The 18,304-nt window shown below is 28.6% G+C and carries 14 protein-coding genes and 1 pseudogene; 4 read left to right on the top strand and 11 right to left on the bottom strand.

Annotation, left to right across the window (positions count from 1 at the left end):
• Positions 1-130: 130 nt before the first annotated feature.
• Entirely contained in the window at positions 131-625 is a 495-nt protein-coding gene (locus tag C4B25_RS00735) for a hypothetical protein (protein ID WP_131613156.1), read from the bottom strand.
• Between the two features lie 91 nt (positions 626-716).
• Between C4B25_RS00735 and C4B25_RS00740 the strand changes: the two genes are divergently transcribed.
• A complete protein-coding gene (locus C4B25_RS00740; protein WP_131613157.1) occupies positions 717-1,577 on the top strand; it encodes a hypothetical protein in 861 nt (286 codons plus the stop codon).
• A gap of 572 nt (positions 1,578-2,149) precedes the next feature.
• Here C4B25_RS00740 and C4B25_RS00745 read toward each other — a convergent pair.
• The 5 genes from C4B25_RS00745 to tsaB all read right to left on the bottom strand — a co-directional run bounded on the left by C4B25_RS00745 (position 2,150) and on the right by tsaB (position 10,364).
• On the bottom strand, positions 2,150-3,814 hold the full coding sequence (locus tag C4B25_RS00745) for a polysaccharide biosynthesis protein (protein WP_131613158.1): 1,665 nt from the start codon (positions 3,812-3,814) through the stop codon (positions 2,150-2,152).
• A 375-nt stretch (positions 3,815-4,189) separates the two neighbouring features.
• Positions 4,190-5,137: a glycosyltransferase family 2 protein gene (locus C4B25_RS00750; protein ID WP_131613159.1), complete on the bottom strand. Its 948-nt coding sequence runs from the start codon at positions 5,135-5,137 to the stop codon at positions 4,190-4,192.
• Between the two features lie 585 nt (positions 5,138-5,722).
• Positions 5,723-7,243, bottom strand: a complete 1,521-nt coding sequence (locus tag C4B25_RS00755; protein ID WP_131613160.1) for a hypothetical protein — start codon at positions 7,241-7,243, stop codon at positions 5,723-5,725.
• A complete protein-coding gene (locus C4B25_RS00760; RefSeq protein ID WP_131613161.1) occupies positions 7,236-9,656 on the bottom strand; it encodes a DEAD/DEAH box helicase in 2,421 nt (806 codons plus the stop codon). The genes C4B25_RS00755 and C4B25_RS00760 overlap by 8 nt, the downstream gene beginning before the upstream one ends.
• Before the next feature lie 174 nt (positions 9,657-9,830).
• The gene (gene tsaB, locus C4B25_RS00765) at positions 9,831-10,364 is read right to left on the bottom strand and encodes a tRNA (adenosine(37)-N6)-threonylcarbamoyltransferase complex dimerization subunit type 1 TsaB (RefSeq protein WP_168380652.1); all 534 of its coding nucleotides are present in this window, start codon (positions 10,362-10,364) and stop codon (positions 9,831-9,833) included.
• Positions 10,365-10,510: 146 nt separating this feature from the next.
• On the opposite strand from tsaB, the gene C4B25_RS00770 reads away from it, so the two are divergent.
• Positions 10,511-11,926: a sulfatase-like hydrolase/transferase gene (locus C4B25_RS00770; protein WP_131613163.1), complete on the top strand. Its 1,416-nt coding sequence runs from the start codon at positions 10,511-10,513 to the stop codon at positions 11,924-11,926.
• A 29-nt stretch (positions 11,927-11,955) separates the two neighbouring features.
• Here the strand turns inward: C4B25_RS00770 and tsaE are convergent, their stop codons facing one another.
• From tsaE to trmB, 3 genes are read right to left on the bottom strand one after another with little or no spacing between them, the layout of a single operon-like run.
• On the bottom strand, positions 11,956-12,342 hold the full coding sequence (gene tsaE, locus C4B25_RS00775) for a tRNA (adenosine(37)-N6)-threonylcarbamoyltransferase complex ATPase subunit type 1 TsaE (RefSeq protein WP_131613164.1): 387 nt from the start codon (positions 12,340-12,342) through the stop codon (positions 11,956-11,958).
• Positions 12,343-12,385: 43 nt separating this feature from the next.
• Entirely contained in the window at positions 12,386-13,699 is a 1,314-nt protein-coding gene (locus tag C4B25_RS00780; RefSeq protein ID WP_131613165.1) for a low temperature requirement protein A, read from the bottom strand.
• Between the two features lie 49 nt (positions 13,700-13,748).
• On the bottom strand, positions 13,749-14,357 hold the full coding sequence (trmB, locus tag C4B25_RS00785) for a tRNA (guanosine(46)-N7)-methyltransferase TrmB (protein WP_131613166.1): 609 nt from the start codon (positions 14,355-14,357) through the stop codon (positions 13,749-13,751).
• A 130-nt stretch (positions 14,358-14,487) separates the two neighbouring features.
• On the opposite strand from trmB, the gene C4B25_RS00790 reads away from it, so the two are divergent.
• Together C4B25_RS00790 and C4B25_RS00795 are read left to right on the top strand one after the other, a co-directional pair.
• Entirely contained in the window at positions 14,488-16,329 is a 1,842-nt protein-coding gene (locus C4B25_RS00790) for an MYPU_1760 family metalloprotease (RefSeq protein ID WP_131613167.1), read from the top strand.
• 19 nt (positions 16,330-16,348) lie between these two features.
• Positions 16,349-16,924, top strand: coding sequence for a DUF402 domain-containing protein (locus C4B25_RS00795; RefSeq protein ID WP_131613168.1), 576 nt, complete (start codon positions 16,349-16,351; stop codon positions 16,922-16,924).
• Between the two features lie 39 nt (positions 16,925-16,963).
• On the opposite strand, the gene C4B25_RS00800 is transcribed toward C4B25_RS00795, so the two are convergent.
• The gene (locus C4B25_RS00800) at positions 16,964-17,467 is read right to left on the bottom strand and encodes a cob(I)yrinic acid a,c-diamide adenosyltransferase (protein ID WP_131613169.1); all 504 of its coding nucleotides are present in this window, start codon (positions 17,465-17,467) and stop codon (positions 16,964-16,966) included.
• A gap of 77 nt (positions 17,468-17,544) precedes the next feature.
• A pseudogene (locus C4B25_RS00805) lies at positions 17,545-18,304 on the bottom strand (ATP-dependent zinc metalloprotease FtsH); the annotation flags it as partial.

Genomic DNA, 18,304 nt, shown 5'->3' on the forward strand with positions numbered 1-18,304 from the left:
ATATTTCTTCCAATAATTTTAATTACATAAAAAGTCAAAGAAGTTATAGTTCTCAAACGTTTTTTTGATTTTTAGCTATGTTCCACAACAAAGGACAGTTTGCCAATATTTTCAGTGAATTGCTCCACATTTATATATATTCATTGATCATAATGAAAATATATGAAAAAATAGCTTTTAAAAACTTTTTTCCGAAATTCTCCATTTTAATTTTAATGCCAATAATTGCATCGTTCACTATGAACCAAGGTTCTTCTTCGGTAAATTGAACAGTTATGACACTAATGATTTTTATATTCATTGTTTTCTTTGATGATATTAAAGTTTGTCTCACTTCCATGATTGCATTACTTTCTTTTTCAACTTCAATACTACTTCTGTCTCCAATTGCAATTGTTTTATTTTTAATTAAAGAAAAATGAAATTTAAGGGATAGTTTATTGTTTGCATCAACAATAACCATCTTTTTATCCATAGGTTTAATAGTGTTTTTAAATCAATCTGAATATTTAAAATTAATTTTATTTTTCTCACCTGCAATTATTTTAACTTGAAGATTCATACCTGAGTTGGAAGTTCGCAATATCCCGTTAGATAAAATTAAAAGCATTAAGTATTCTAGCAATAAATGATTTAAAATCTCCTTTTTTGCAATTATGCTTATATTTGTATTAGGTTTTCTGTTTTTCTTTATCAAGGTAAGTTCAGTCCCTATAATGACAGCTATAATTCATAGTGATAATAAAAATGTCTTTGTATTCTTTGTTATTATCTTATTTATTTCTGGTCTACTCCTAATTTGTCACCCTGGTGAAAATAAAAATATTTTGATACCTTTATTCATTTCATTAATGATTAGTGCTACTTTATATGAATTATATTTTAATTTTAATTTTAAAAAAATACCGAGCTATGTTTCAGCTAGAATATCAACACCTATAATTTGAAGTTCTCCAATGATTTTATTTTTATCATTAATACCATTTTTCGATAAGTTTAACACGAAATTTAATAGCAATAAAATTACTCAAATCATCAACCTTTCAATTGTTGCGTTGATACCTATTATTTTTGTTCCAACAGCATTTAAATTAGATCATAAAAAAGATATGTTTAATTTTAATCCAAACATCAGTACAAACTACGAATTTATGTCCAATAAGCAGATAAGTTTTATAGAAAATAATACTAATTCTAATGACAAAATTTATTCCGACTTAGCGACATTCAATCTCAAAAATGTAAATTCAATAATTGATCCTTTGTTTGTGCCTAATAAACATGGGTTGAAAGTTGTGGGTAGAGAATGATTCTTTTATGGCAATATGTACGATAATGCACAATGAGTTATCAGCAGTGGTAGAAAACAACAAGCGTATTATTGATATTATTCACTTGATAGAGTCCTTGATAATGAAAAATTATTTACAGAGTATGTGCTGGATGCTAATAAATTATTCATTTCAAATAAAACATATATATCAATGATCAAAAAGAGTACTTTCTTTAAGAAGTACTACCACTTAAACAAAGAAGATGAAACGATGAATATTTACGAAAAAAATAAAAAAATATAGACGAGGAGTCTTAAATCATAAAACAAATTCTACTTAGAATTTGTTTTTTTATATCAGGAAGACTGAAGTGCATTTCTTAAAAAAGCTTCTCATATTAAAAATACAAATGAAAAGAATGTTATACAAATTATAAAATAGTCTAAAAAATAAACTTGAACCTTTGTTGTTTATGCACCTACTGCTATTTTGTTCAACTTTGTAGTAACCTTGTTCACACTATATTTTTCACTTCATTGAAGACTATAAAACTTACATTGTTATAGTGAGAGGAGGCAATGATTTATTTTAGGTGTTAACATGTTTATTAAGTAATATGTATCTATATACTGGCAAATTTGCTCGAAATCATAAATTAATTTTAAATAATTATCTCTCCATGGATGGATAAACTGCAATAATCCACACTTCTAAAATTAAACTTATTTAGCTTTATTTTAGTTATAAACAATAGTTTGATAGATGCCGTAATCTTGCAACGCGCTTCATCTCATTATAGTCTCGCAAATTTAATTCCCTAAAAATACATCAACTTATGCCCAATAATAAAACATTGTGAGTGACACAATGTTTTATTATTTTTCATTATTTTTATTTTGTTTTTTATTTTTGTTTTTTATTTTGTTTATAGCATTAGGAAATACAAATGAGATTATTGGTTCCATAAACAAGAGTGATGCTATACCTAATATCCCTAATTGAACAGGGTTAAATCAAGAATTTCATATGTCAGTGCTAAAACCACGTTTATATTCAAAAATCATCCATAAGTATGCCAACACAATTAAAATTATTGTGAAGCTTATCCTAAAAAATATTTTGATATTAATCATTTTTGTAAAATGTAATGATCAAATCTTTTTATTATATATTTCCATTGCAAAGAATTTAAACATCATTGATAGTATTGTCCCTATTAATACTCCGTATATACCTATAAAATAGATTAATAACATTGATAGCGAAATATTGATTATTGCTTCGACAAATACTATTCACCATGTTTGTTTGAAATGAGCATTTGATCTGATCAACATTTCAGAAGGGGTGGTACAAATATAAAATAAGTTAATAACCCCAAAAAGAATTGCTATTTTTGGGAAAAAATAATTACTACCAGGGAAGAACATATCTATCACAATTGGGACAACGGTTACTATAATCAATAATATACTTACTGAGCATAACAAGGAATTTCGATATATTTTAGCCATGATTTTATTTATATCTTTTTTATTTATATTCCTCCCTATCAAACCAGAAGAACTATAAAAAATTGTGGCGTATATAGATCTAATGACGGAAGAAAGTGTATTATATAAAGCATAAATAGTAATCATTAATGTGGCCTTTGAAACGTCTTTCGACATAATGGAAAGGGTTATAGTATCCGTACTAAAAACAATCATTGAAGATATTTTGAATACCAATGTATAAATAACTAAAGAATTTAATTTAGTTCTTTCATTAAATCCTTTTATCAAATGCTTTTTATAATAATCACTTTCTTTTATATAAATAATTATATTCGCCATCACAGATGCCATATTTACTATAAATACCAACAATATAATATAAAAACTATTGGGATTTATTGTAGTCACCTTAGATTGAACTTTCTCTCCGGCAATAGTAATAGTTTCCGTGGTTGTAACTATGGGCATAAAGTGTAAGGCTAAAATCCCTAGCGCATATATAAGTACCTTAAAGGCAACAGTTCAAAAAGTAATTATATATTTTTTGTTATCAGCTTCAATTAAGCATTGATATTTTGCAAAAAAAAGATAATTTATTGTTGTTGGTATTACATGTATAAAAAATAAAAGGAATAGAAATAATGTTTTGATATCGAGTGACTTTTCTTGAATCGTTGCAAAAGCAACGGCCGCAATTAAACCAATAACAAAATAAATTATCCCAGCTTTTCTTAATAATTTTTCAAGAGAATTAACTATTTTGGTGACTTCTTTTCAATCTTCATTTTTTATAGGGATATACAAACGGGAAATTACCCCTACAATTATCCCTCCGTCAACAAGTGAAAAATATGAAAGTATCGATAATATCAGTTCTTTTTGACCATTAATTTCAGTACCGACATGAGTAATAAAGAATTTTAAAAATATAAAACCTATTATAGATGTTGAAACATTAGCAAGAACACCGATAACTAAAGTTTTGTTCCTTTTTTTATACTCCTCTTTCATAATGTGGCTTTTTTTTATATTGGAATTAGACATAAAAAGATTATAACAATTATTTATTATAAATAACCAATTATGATTTATCCCAGAATCAAAAAAAATAACAAAATATAAAGCAAATCATTATGAAAAAAATGCGAGTTTATAAGAACATTTAAATTGATTTAAAGGAATATAAACGTAGATAAGATAAATTTTATTGCAAGAACGATCATGACAATAGATTTGAGTCACGTTCTTTGTGTTTGTTAACTTTTATTTAAAAGATGCATAATTAAAAAATAACCCACTTAAAGGTGTTTGCCTCGCATTTCATTATCACACATCCCCTTAAACAACCCAAAAATAGTTTTTTCAGAAATATTATATATCCAATAAAAAATACACCCTTTTAAGTGCATTATTTTTTATTTATTTTTTAAGTTTTAGCATTTGCTTAAATACTCAAAATAATTTTAATTTTAAAAACAATCTCGCTATTTTAAAAACTTTATTTTTATTAAAATAATTTTTGAATTGCTCAGAATTAATCACAAGTCCAATTCAAGATTTGAATTTTTTATATTGAACTTTTGTTAAAAGATGTAATTTAGTACTTATTATATAAATTCCAGCAATAAAATATGGATCATCATAATTTAAACCTTCAAAAAAATCAAAGACATTGTTTATATATTGTTGTTGTTTTTTTGTATTTGTTGTTTGGGCAATGATTGAACCTTCACGATTAATTCTATATCTATAGAAAAAATCATTTACAAAATAAATATTTAAATTATCATCCATGAATAATTTAGATAAAAAGAATTCATCCTCATGAACAATTGAAGGTCATGAATTTTTTTGGAATATTCTTCGATTAAATATTTTTGTTCATGGGGTAGTTTCCATACCGTTTTTCTTAAAAAAATCCCTATCTTCTTTTTCATCTATATTATTCTTATTTATTCAACCTGTATTTTTAGAAATTTCCTTTGTTCTATCATCAATTTTTTCAAATTTAAAATGAATAATATCCCTGTCTTTTTTAAGGTTATCCAAAAGTAAATCTATCTTTTCCGGCTTAATAAAATCGTCTCCATCTACAAATCAAATAAAATCACCAGAGGACTTAGCAGCACCAAAATTACGTGCATCAGATAAACCTCCATTTGTTTTATTTAAAAGTTTGATTCTCGTCCCCTCAATATTTTCCTTGATAATTTCCACTGAATTATCAGTGCTTCCATCATTCACAATTATTATTTCAATACCTTCCTTATCAGCAAGTGGCTTCACTGACTCTATACACTCCCCAATTCACCGAGAAATATTATATACAGAAATGATGATTGATAATTTATTCTTAATTTGATTCATAAATATATTTTAACATCTTAATAAAAAAAAGAGTTGTTTTATGCTCAGTATTTTCAAGTGTAGTCGATGTTTGTTATTTTGTATTCAACCAATAATATTGAAACTTATTTTCGAAGATAAAGAATCGACATCTTTTTGACTGCACATACGATAAAATAATTTAAAAATGGAACATTTAGGAAATATATGCCATTGCTTTTACTTTTTGAAAAGTGAAGCGCTTTAACGTCAATATGCAAAGTAATAATGTTGATCATAACATTTATTTGAGCAAAAAAATAACTTAGTTATTGATGATTAAATATTGTGTCAAGTTTCTTCATGGAGGATGTGCAAGATTCTCACCCCTTTATTTCTAATACTTTTCCTTAAATAAACACTAGATAATAAAGTTATAGAGCGTTTAAAAGTCTTCAAATTAACACCTTTATTAATTAGGCGAATATATGAAAAATTAAAAGTTTTAGATGATTTTATTTATGCGATTTAAGGCCTATAAGATTAATTATATTTATTTTAAAAAAACAGTGTTGAACTGTTTTTTTAAAATTGTCCCCAACTTCTTTCGAAGTTATCATGGGAATATTAAGATATTTCATCAATAAATTTAACTCACTTGTTGGCAATAACCAAACATTCCTTAGCTTTAGTAATTGCAGGTGGTTGAATAATCCTTTTGAACGCTTCACCCTTAGGGTTCTCAATATTTCTATTAATTCATTTTTTAAATTGCTTATTAATTTTCAATTTATTCAATTCTTTAGAAGAAAGTAGTTCGAGCTTTTCGTTATTGATACCTGTTTCGGTAATTTTCCTAATAATTTCAAAGTACTTATCAAGCATATCGTCTTGTCTTTTTGATCAAGATTCATACTTCTTAATTTGTTTAGGTAATAAAGATTTGCTCAAGTGATTTTCAATAATGAATTTAATGATTCATTGATCTTCAATTGAAGTGATAACATTCTTATTTAAAGAACTCATAAACATCTTCTTGATCTCAGCCGGAAGATTTTGTAATATTCTAATTATATTTTCTTCTCCAACTGTGAAGTTAAATGACTTTTTATCATCAAGTGCAAATATAGCTTTTGCAATTTCAATATCTTCAAATACCAATGGTCTTCTATTAACGATATTATTAATCATATTAATATTTTTACCTGCGTATTTATTTATTAAATCAAGAACCAAACTATTTGTTAATGAATCGACAAGTTTATTATTCAAGAATGCGGCTTCTAGAATTCTATCTTTGTATTCATTAGTAATAATCTCTTTTTCTTGTCATACTTTTTCATAAAATAAAGGCGTTTTATTTCATACTAGCAAGTGTGTTGATTTAAAGTGTTTGTCTTTAGTTGAAATTGTGATGACTCCATCTTTAGCACCTTCTTTTCAACCATTGTAAAGTACTTCTTCTTCAAATATTTGTTTCAAAGCTTCTTTTGTCAAGACTTTACAATCAATTGTTTCATCATTAACTTGAGGTTCATCGAATTCTTTAGCATTGAACGCAGTCTTTTTAAGTTGTCTAGCAATTTGATTGTAAGCTTCGTGTTTAACTTCAATCATCACTCCGTCAATTTCTATTTGACCATTAAATTTAAAGTCAATACCAACATTAATGAATTCGACTTTACCTTCTGGATAACCTTCGGAAACATTTTTCAACCCTTTAACACCAACATTGGTTTGCAAGTGTTGAGAAACAAATCTCCTTAAGTTGTCAGGCATAGTGATTAAATCACCATTAACCCTAATCACCCCAAGATCTTCATACACATCCATAACAAATTTTTGATCTTCAAGTTCAATCATAGCTTCTTCTTCAAAAACTCTTTTTAAAAACTCTTTATTTTTATAAGAATTAAATGTTGTATTTCTATTAAAGCCTTTCATAACTGAACTGAATCTTCTTTCCACAAATGTAGCCAAATCCCCAATAAGTCCGACTTCTTCTAACAATGTTTTTAATTGAATAGTTGGTTTGTTGATGATTAAATCAAGAACATTTCTTGTAAGTGGATCTAGTGATGAACCAATTTCATATGTATAGTTGAATGTTGTTTGCATTCTTTTTGTTTTATATAGATATTTAATCATGGTTTACCTCCGGTTTAATAAATGAGTCGTTTTCTTTTGCATACTCAATCATTTCCGCTAGATAAGCTCTTGGTTCACATTCCGGAACTTCGTACATAATTGAAGATAGTTTGTTCTCACTACCGATAACAATTAATAAGTCTCTTGCTCTAGAGATAGAAACATTTAGACGTCTGAAGTCACTAATGAACCCTTTACTTCCAGAGTTATCCGCAACAACAGTTGAAAGAATAACAATATCAGCTTGATCACCTTGGAATGCATCAACAGTATTAACTTTAAATGATTGGAAATATTCTCTCATCATATGTGTGTTTATACTCTTTTGAATTTGTTCAGTTTGTGCGCCATATGTTGTTATAACTGCAACTGAATATTTCTTAGGATCATCTAATGTGCTCAATAATTTTTCAAGTGTATCATTGATGATATCAATTTCACGTATATTAAATCTTGAGTTTGAAGGACCTGTAAATTCTTCTTTAGATCCTGAAGCTGAGATAAATGTAAATGGTTTGAAAGCTGGTTCACCTTTATATTTAATAACAGTTTCTGTTTGTCTGCCGATTTCAAGTTTATTGTTGTAGAACATTGCATATTGTCTAGCAATTGGTTCCACTGAACGATAGTTAATATTAAGCATTACCGCTCTTTTTCTTTTTCTCATATCTTCATATTTATTTTCAAATATTGAAAGACTTATATATTTAGAAATAATATCTTCATTATCCTTTTTAAAGTCTTTATCAAAAGTACTTCAATTTATTTCTGACATTGGATCCAGTTGTTTCTGATCACCAATAAAGATAACTTTCTTAGCCATAGTTGTAAATCTTATTATTTCAGGAACATTTGACTTAGAAATTTCATCGATGATTAGAACGTCTAATTGTTTCAATCATTCTTTTCATCTTTTGTTTTCGATGGCTGAAGAAGTAGTTGTACTCCCTACAACTCTGAAATCTCTAGGTGCATGAATTTCTTTAATATTTGGAATTTCCATACCTTCAAGATTTCAACCTGTAATATTTTCAATTTTCTTACCAATTTGTTCACCAATTTGTTCTTCTGAATATAAACTTTTATTTCTATATTCGATTTTTATAGGTAAATAAGGGAATTCTTTGTCTTTATGTAGTTTGTCAAGTACGTTTTCTACTGCTACGTTAGTTTGAGAGGCTATTAGAACCTTTTTCTTATTAGAAGCATAAAAGTCCACTAACTTTTCAATTAAGTGTGTCTTACCAGTACCTGGAGGACCTTGAACAAATGCAACAGGTGTATTATCTGAACATATCTTGAATGCTTTTCTTTGTGATTCATTTAAATTAGTTGATTTAGCGAATTGCTTAGCTTTAAAATCAGGGATTCATTTTGGTAAAGGTTTAATTGCATTTCAACTTCCTTTATTAAATAAATATTGGAAAACTTCATTATTACTTACAGTATCATTTTCAATATCAGTAACAACCTTTAAAATTGTTCTATTTTTGATTGTACTTGCAACGTTAATAATGTGTAAATGAGATTTGTTTAGTGAAGTATGTTTACCATCAATCATTATTTTAAATGATGGTCTTCTTGTGATTGATTCCGCAATTGAATAATCCAGTGGCGAAACACCAGAGTAATCACCTGTAGCGATAAATTTCTTTCTATCACTCATAGGTAATTGGCCTTTTGATTTAATTACATCTTTAATTGTTACCCCGACGTTTTTAACACCAGTAACTTCAATATGCATGATTGTTATTTCATGTGAAAGATATTGCCTATCAACATGTTTAACGTCTTTTTGTTCAACATATCTTCTTCTACCTAAGTGTCTGATGAAACTTAATTTTCTTTTATCTCTTTCTTTTGAAATTGAGTTATCAACTAAATAACCATTAATAAGCCTAATCTTATCAGTTGGTATATCCATAGAAGTTGCTTCTTCTTCTCTAGATAATATTTCCGAATAAACACTAAGTGCTTTTACGATGTTGTGATCTGACAAATCAGCATTGATCTTATCAGATTGATCCATAATTTGCTTAATGTTAAATGAATATTGTTCAGCAGTTGCTTCTTCTCTATTAATTTCAACTTCAATCCCATCAAAAGATTCCATCTCATTAATGTGACCAATAAATGCTAACAGCGTTCCAGTTTTAGTTTCTGGAGAGTAAATTAAATTACCAATTAAAGTAAGGAATTTCTTGTTAATTTTAAATGTAATCACAACATTATTAACACCTTCGTTTAATTCTTCATTATCTCCGCTTTTTTTAGCTACCAATCCAATGTTGGATGCTAACATAGCATTACCAGTAGGATTAGCATTAAATTTTTCAATTAATTCTTTCATCTCTGGCTTAATTTTCTTCGTAAACTTCTTATTTAAAATAATTTCTTTTAAATATATTCTCATCTGTCCCGCTTTCTTTTATTCGTAGTCTTTAAATGATTTTATTCATTTGTAATCTTCTAATTAATTTATTAAGGTATAAAGTATTTCTTTCAATCACGTATTTTTAAATCCAACTAACTTTAATTAACTTTAACACATAAAGGCTAAAAGTGTATAAAAATAACCCTTTTAGGGCTAGTTTCCACCTATTTTGGCGTCTTTTATGTAATATGGGTGAACATTGAAAATATCTTCCTCAAGATTAAAAAGTGAAAGGTATTCCTCAGGATTTTTAATTAAGTTATCGAATGCTTGTATTGTTGAGTCCTGAAAAGGAACTAATGTTATAGATTCTTGTAATTGACCGTTTTTAACTTTTGCATAGTAAGACTTCTTACTTCTCGCATCTATAAAAACTTCTTTTTCTCCATTTGGTCCTGCGATAAGTTGGATCGAACTTGTTGTATGCAAATTAGCTTTTGTCATTTGACAGATTGATCTTGCAAACACCAAACCTGTTCTTGCACCTGTAAATGAACCAGGTCCTAAAGTGATATAAAAGTCAGTAATCTCTTTCGCTTTGATATCTCCCATAACTTCCAAAAAAGTTCCGGGAAGTGCATCAGCTTTCTTAACTAAATTTTCATGTAATTTATATCTTAATGTTTTACCATTTTCAATAAGAGCAACATATAAATCTTTATTTGACGTATCTATTATTATCTTCATAAAGGTATTATACATTCAAACCCAATATTAAGAGTTCTTTTATTAGGTGCTTTTCCTTATTTATCATTTGGAACAACTATTTTAAATTGTATTTTATAAGTTGATTTATAATTTGAATAAGTTAATGAATAAAAAGGGAGTATAAAATGAATAAAAAAATAAAAATAGGTGTTGGGATTTTAGCAATTTCAACAATACCAATTTTAAGTGTTGTTTCGTGTGGAAATAATGCAACTAAAAGATCGAACGATAAAACAACCGATGTTAAAAAAGAAGTTTATAAAAAACTCGATAGTTTTCAAAGGATTTCTACATTATCAGAAAATCATAAAAATATTATTATATTTTTTAATGATGAAGTAACTGGAGATACTGCATACGAAATGTTAAAGAAACGAAAGGATATCCAAACTAAATTAAATGATTTTACCATATATAAAAACACAATCACAAATCAATATACTAATTTCGGGATACCAGCAATTTTAGGTGGGTGAGATTTTACATTAAAAAATCAGGACACCGGAACTTTTAAAGAAAAAACAAATTGAGAATCAATACATGCTGCTCACTCTAGGATGATGAATATGATGTCAAAAGCAGGTTATTCTCAGCAATGACATTCGATGCAATACGCAACTAAAGAAATTAATGAAGCGGCTGCTCACCCCGAGGATGTAAAACGTTGATACCCGGAACAAAAAGACTTAACAGTCACTTACCCCAAAGCTTTAAATAAACATTATAAGAATAATAAAAAATATTCTTGGGTAGAAGAACACCTTAAGGCATCTATGGAAATTAAAGAAAATTTAGCGATTGAAAAAACTGAGAAACCAATGTTTAAATTTTTAGGTAATGAAGCTACACATTCAAACTTTGCAGCTATTAACCCAAATACAAATGAGCCTGATGATAACGCAACTTCAGACGAAGCAACAATTGGCGCCATTAATTATGTTGGGGATTTTGCTGAAAAAGTAAGATCGATGAATAAACGAGTATGGGATAATACTATGGTCATTTTTGTTTCAGATCACGGGTCAGCAAGACAAAAAGACGGTTTAACAAATAATAATTCAAAAGAAATGATTAATTTGAATAAAGATGGTTGGATGGAAAATAAATGATTATTCGATGATATGGCAGAAAGTACTGGTGTTCACCTTTCTAGAATGAATCCAACATTAATGATCAAACCATTTAAGAATAACAAAGAAAAAACACAACCTTTACTCTTCAATAAGAAAACATTACTTTCAAATTACGACGTCCCCGCAATAATTAAAAATGCTTTACAAGAATACGATAACTCCTTTAACTATAATATTATTGATAAAAATGGAACTGACTTCTCATCTTATAGAGAAAATCCATTAAATCAAACAACTAATAGAACAATAACTTTATACCCCGTCAAACCTGGCCAATGACATCCAGAATACGACAAAAAAAACCACTCTCATTTAAAAGATAAAATTAGAGTAACTGATGATATTTATAAAAAGGAAAAATGAGAATATAGTGATTATAATAAAAATATTTGAAAAAATATGTTTTAATAAAAAATACCCATATGCGGTATTTTTTATTATTTAATATCATATATATGTTCATTTTTTTCATTCATAGATGCTTCAATCATTAATGAATCTTCAAATTCTTCATCAAGATTTTTAGATCATTCAATGAATACAAGTTTATCTTCGAAATAATCTTCATACTCTTCTAAAGTTCCAGATATTTTATAAGCATCAATATGCACAAACTTATCATACACTTTCATAATATTGAATGTTGGAGATGTAACAACGCTTGTTTCTCCTAGCGCTTCAGCTATAAATTTAATTAGGGTTGTTTTACCAGCACCCATTTGTCCGTTAAATAAAATAAACTTAGTGTTTTTGTTTTTTAGTTCTTCAACTAATTTATAAGCAATTTCTTTGGTTTCTTGTAATGTTGTTGATATGTATTTCATAGTATATGAATTATAAAGAAAAAAACAACCTTTAATCAGTTGTTTATCAATCTTGTTTTATAGTTGGAACTATCTTATCGAATTCTTCTAAGGTCATATCTTTATATTTCTTAATTGAAATCTTGAGTGTGACAACCAGTAATACAATCGTGGTTATTTGTAATCCAATAACAGTCCATATAAGAATATGTGGTGATGTATAAGTATAAGCTAATACTGAAGATGTAACGATACCAATGATAAATAATCCAATTAACACACTGTGGAATCATTTAGGTCTCAAGTATCTTGTATCTCTATTAAAGCTCTTAAATGAGTATAAAACGAGTTTTGAAGTTGTTCAGTGGATTGCATTACCGATAGCCAGAAGCAATATAGCTGGTCTTGCATGTTTTTGGATAATTAATGATAATCCAGCTGAAATAAATAACATAGAGAAGAAGTGAAGCAACATTACAAATGTATATATTCACATTGATTTATATGATTTCTTCAAGTGGTTGTAATTTAATAAATCAAAATACAATCAAAACATTAAGAATATTTGGAATATTGACCCAAGTAGAAAAATGAATGAATTCGCACTATGAGATTTTTCACCAGCAAATGAAGAAATAACTTGTATTAGCATTTCACCAAGGAAAGCTATATAGAGTATTGAATATCTTTCTTTAAGTAAATGTCGACTTATAGTTGGGAAGTGACACATATATTTCTTTGTAAATGAATACATATCCGCAATCATTTGAATAATAAATTCAGAAGCTCACATTGCAACAAAGAATTCTTTTCATTTTGGATCACCCAATGAATTTGGTCCTTCGGAAATTATTGGAACTATTATTTTTATAATTATTAATACAAATGCAACAACTCTTGCTAGACCTTTAATCATTAAGTGTCAATAAAAGAATTTATCCTCTTTATTAAATCTTGCAGCTGATAATAATATATAAGCAACAACAACCATTAACATTGCATAAGAAATAGTATTCAAGTAAATTGTATAAGCATCGTTATGAGAATTGTGAACATACCCCGCAGTTGCCATTAATGACATCGGCAACATACAAGAAATAATTACAAGTCTATGCCTTAAATCATGAACTTCAAATTTAATACTGTACATTGTTATAGTACGTCATATTAATAAAACTGAAAGTGTTTGTAATACAACAAATGAAATTGAGTGCCATGTATATTCATTGTGTTGGAATTCACTAATTAATTTGTGGCCAATACCACCTATAAGAGCTACAACGACAATATCAAAGAACAGTTCCAGTAAAGAAGCTGGACGCTGTAGTTTGATTAATTTTGGCTTATTTCAAAAGCTTGATACATTTCCTAAAATCATTCTTATATTTTAACATAATGTAATTTTTAACAAAATAAAAAAACAAGGGTTATTTAAACCTTGCTCTTAAAAAGTTAATATTTTTACCTGATTCAGATCATTTCTTTTCATAACCTGTCATAACATTACCTTCAACTCATTTTGAATTATGGAAGTCTCTTGTTACTGCTAATATTTCCATTCCATATTCTTGCATTGATTCTAATGAATAAAGGAATAATTTATCATTATCAGTTTTCATATTAATTACTCCATCTTCAGAAAGAATATTCTTATAGTGATCTAAGAATGATTTATAAGTTAATCTTCTTTTCTCATGTCTTGCTTTTGGTCAAGGATCTGAGAATGTTAATCATATTGTTTCTACTGTACCTTCAATTAATTCTGGTAAATCTTTGATATCTTTATCGATGATTGAAAAGTTATCTAATTCTAGTTTCTCTGCTCTTTTCATAGCTTTATGAGCAACTGTTGCAAATTTTTCAATACCAACATAGTATTTATCTGGGTTTTGTGCCGCTAACTGAGTAATCATTTCTCCTTTTCCCATTCCTAATTCGATGATTACATTTTTGTTTACTTTAAACGGGTATTCTTTTACTGTATATTTTGAAGCATCAAGTTCTACTTGTGCGTTTGGGTTGTTTCTTAATCTCATAAAAGATATTTTACACTATAAGGGGCAAATAACCATATAAACACTATGTTATATTCCCATTATGCTATGCTATTTCAATGTATAATAATCTTTAAATGATATAATTTAAGAAGAAATAAGGAGGCATGTAATGAAAAAACCTAAACTTAGCCTTCTTGCATATACCATAGTTGGAGCTTTGGTGGGTTCTTCTGTAGGGTTTGGTGGATACTTCATTTATAAGGCCGTCCAAAAAGAAGAAAAGGTATTCGAGGGTTATGTAGAACTCGGAGAACCTAAAACTATTTGATTTAATTCTGGAGCACTTAATGCTGATAAATCAAAAGCCAATAAAAGCTGAGATTTCCAAATTAAAGTTTACCCTTATCAAAATGGTGATTACTGACTTGATGATGATGGCTTAAAAGAATTAAGGGAAGCTATTTGAAAGAAGCTTTATCACGGACAAGAAATTTCAACATTAGATAATATGGTGTTCGGAAATGTGAATATGATCGGGGAATCAAGTAATGGTTTATATTTCCCACTAACAAAGGAAATGTTTTTAAATATTGCTGGATGAAAGAATCACAAGAACTTAAGTAATAAGAAAAAGATAGACGGAATAATGTCAACCATAACTCATGAGTACGGACATCATATCGCCAACATGTATTTAACTACATCATATTCAACTCACTCTTGAAATGGTGATAACGGAAATGTACCAACTGTTGAAAAAGAAGATGGAACAAGAGAATTAACTAATTGAAACTCTGAGTTCACAGAAAAATTTTATAGAGACCTTAAATACGATGATACAACTTTCCTTTATGGAAAAGGTGGAATAAGAGAAGGTGAAACAGGTAAGGGTAATGGACGCGTGGAATCAATTGCTCGAAAAGTTAATTTACATGATTTATTTTGAAATGCAAACTCTGATAGAAGCGTTAAATATAACGAAGGAAGACAAGTGTTCGGTATCCCTGGAGTTATCGGTAGAATCAAGAATCATCGTAGTTTTGGTAAAGTTGGTTCAGTTGCATGAGGGCCAAATGATGATTGATATATTAAATATAGATATTCACTAGATGAAATAGTAACAAGGCAATTAAGTCAACTAATGCATGTGTATGACCTTCCTGATAAACGTGATTTCTTTGATCACATGATTAGAGAGAATGGGAATAAGCAGACAGTTAACTTCGACTCATTCATTTCCGATGCTCGTTCAATGTATCAAGTGTATGTGAGTGATGACCCTTGAAAAAAAGCTAAGTTTGAGTTAGATCCTTTCTATAAAGATTCTGTATTTAGGAATCAAGTTGTCACAAGAAATGTTTATAATAATTTCCGTAACGCAATGGGTTACCATAAAATGATAAGTAATATTTATGGATTGAATTTAACTCATGCAACAGTAGATAAAGAAACAGGTTCTAAATTTGCAAATTACAACGATGGTGAACTAAATCAACATAAATTCAAAATTACCGGTTGAACACCAAAAGATGTTAAAGGTGTTTTCTATGGTGATGTTACTGGAGGAAATCCAAGTCAAGGTGATATTGATTTAGATCTTATGAAATTTGGAACTGAAGCAGAACGTAAAAAACTTTGAAACTTTGATAGAAAAGATTCTTTATTTGCACAGGATAAAGTTGATTCTCATCCATTTAAAAATAACGGTGGAGATTGATTACCTTTCTCAACTAATAAATATTTAGAATCAAGAGGAAGGTTCTATTCAGGTTCAGAATTCAGATGATGAGTGGATGAGAATACAGATGGAAATGCCACACCTGATGAAATGCTTTCAACGGCAGCTATTTTGAAAAAATATAACGATGCCACTGAAGAAGATGTTATAAATAGGGTACTTCCCGTTTCTACATTTAGACAAACGTGGAATGAAGGGGATATCTTCCCAAGGCTTCGTTATCTAACGGATATTGATGAGGGACGTAAAAAACTAGTTATTAGACTATACTAGAATTTGAATAGGAGAAATTATGAAAAACATACCTTTATTAGGTGAAATAGTTGATGTACAAGCATTCAAACACGATGGTACATTATACAGACAATGAAATGGTTTGAAGGTTATTGAAGCTTCTCCATTTGTAACCGTGTTATTTGCTTTTAAAACTAAAGTAGCTGAAGATAATGGTCAACGTTGAATCATTCGTGAGCCAATGTTATGATTCTTCTCACAAGATGATTTCTTTAATACAAATGTACTTTTAAGAGAATCAGGTTCATACTTCTATACAAACCTTTCTAGTCCTTTCTTCTTTGAAGATGGAACAATCAAATATATTGATTATGATTTAGATGTTAAAATGTATCCCAACAAAAAGACAAGAGTTGTCGATAAGGAAGAATACGAAAGACATAAAATTAAAATGAATTACCCGCAAGAATTAATTAATAAGATTGACAAAACAATTAAAGATGTTTTAAGAAACATTAAACATAAAGAAGGTATATTCAATTACGATGTAATCAATACTTATGTTCAACAACTAAAAGAACAAAAGATGTTAAAAACAGGTTTAAAAATTAATAAAGATAAAAAAGCGTATTAATCGCTTTTTTTATATTAAAAAAATGGGTGAACCCATTAATTAAAACTCAATACCTTCTTTTGCCTTAACCCCTTCATCGTAATAATGTTTTTCTGCTTCAAAGTGAGTTATTAATCCAGCAAGGTTAAATAGATCTTTTAATACATAATGACCTGATATTAGTATGTCAGCATTATTCCTATAAGGATTTTGTAATGCTAATATTAATTCATCTTCTGTTGCAAGACCCGTCTCTATAAGGTCAATACCTTCATCAATAAGGATTAAATCGGCCTTAGAGGCTGAAATAGCATTCAAACCTTCCAATACCTTACGTCTTGTTTCTTGCTTCTCTTCTGGGCTCATTCACATCACAAACTTATCCGTATGATGAAAGTATCTAACTTTAATACCTAACTTTTCTAATTGTTGATCTTCTCCTGTTGGCCTTCCTTTTAGAAACCTAAAGTATTCAACTTCTTTTCCTGCTGACAATCCTCTTAATGCTGTTCCATTTAAAGTAGATGTTTTCCCTCTACCGAATCCATAGTATATGTGTATCATGTTTAAATTATAAAACTTTTTAAAATAATTATTTGCTATAAAAAAAATACAACACTTGGCTGTATTTTTAAGAAATATTATTTACCTTCTTTTTCTTCAACTTTTTTAGTTGTAGTTTTTTTAGTAGTTGGTTTCTTAGCAGCCGGCTTTTTAGCAGCTGGCTTTTCTTCAACTTTTACTTCTTTAGTCTCAACTTCTTTAACTTCAGCTTTTTTAGCTTTTGTTTCTTTTGAAGGTTTAACCTCTGCGATTAACTCTTTAAGTGAAGGAGCTTTTTTAGAAGATTTTTTCTTTTCAACTTTTGTTTCTTTAATTGGAAGTTTTCCATGTTCAACAATGTATTCAATTTCTTCGGCAACGATTGTTTCTTTTTCTAGAAGCGCACTTGCGATTGCTTTTAGAAGATCCATGTTTTCATTAATTGTTTTTTCAGCAATTTTTTGAGCTTCAGCAATAATTCTTCTAACTTCTTGATCGATTTCATGTCCAACAGCATCTGAGAAGTCTTTGTTTTTCATGTAATCTCTACCTAAGAATGGAGAACCATTGTTTGCTTCATATTGAATTGGTCCAAGATCTGACATACCTCATTGAGTAACCATCATTCTTGCAATTCTTGTAGCTTTTTCAATATCGTTAGATGCACCATTTGTAATTGCATCTTCACCATACATAATTTTTTCAGCTGCACGTCCACCCATGAATGAGGCGATTTGTGCTAGTAAGTCTGATTTTTTATTGTAGTATGATTCTTTTTCTGGAGTCATTAAGTTGTAACCACCAGCTTGTCCACGAGGGATAATAGTAATCTTTTGAACTTTTTGTCCACCTGGAACT

Source organism: Mycoplasma todarodis, assembly GCF_004335995.1.
Taxonomy (GTDB): Bacteria; Bacillota_I; Bacilli_A; order Mycoplasmatales; family Metamycoplasmataceae; genus Mycoplasma_K; species Mycoplasma_K todarodis.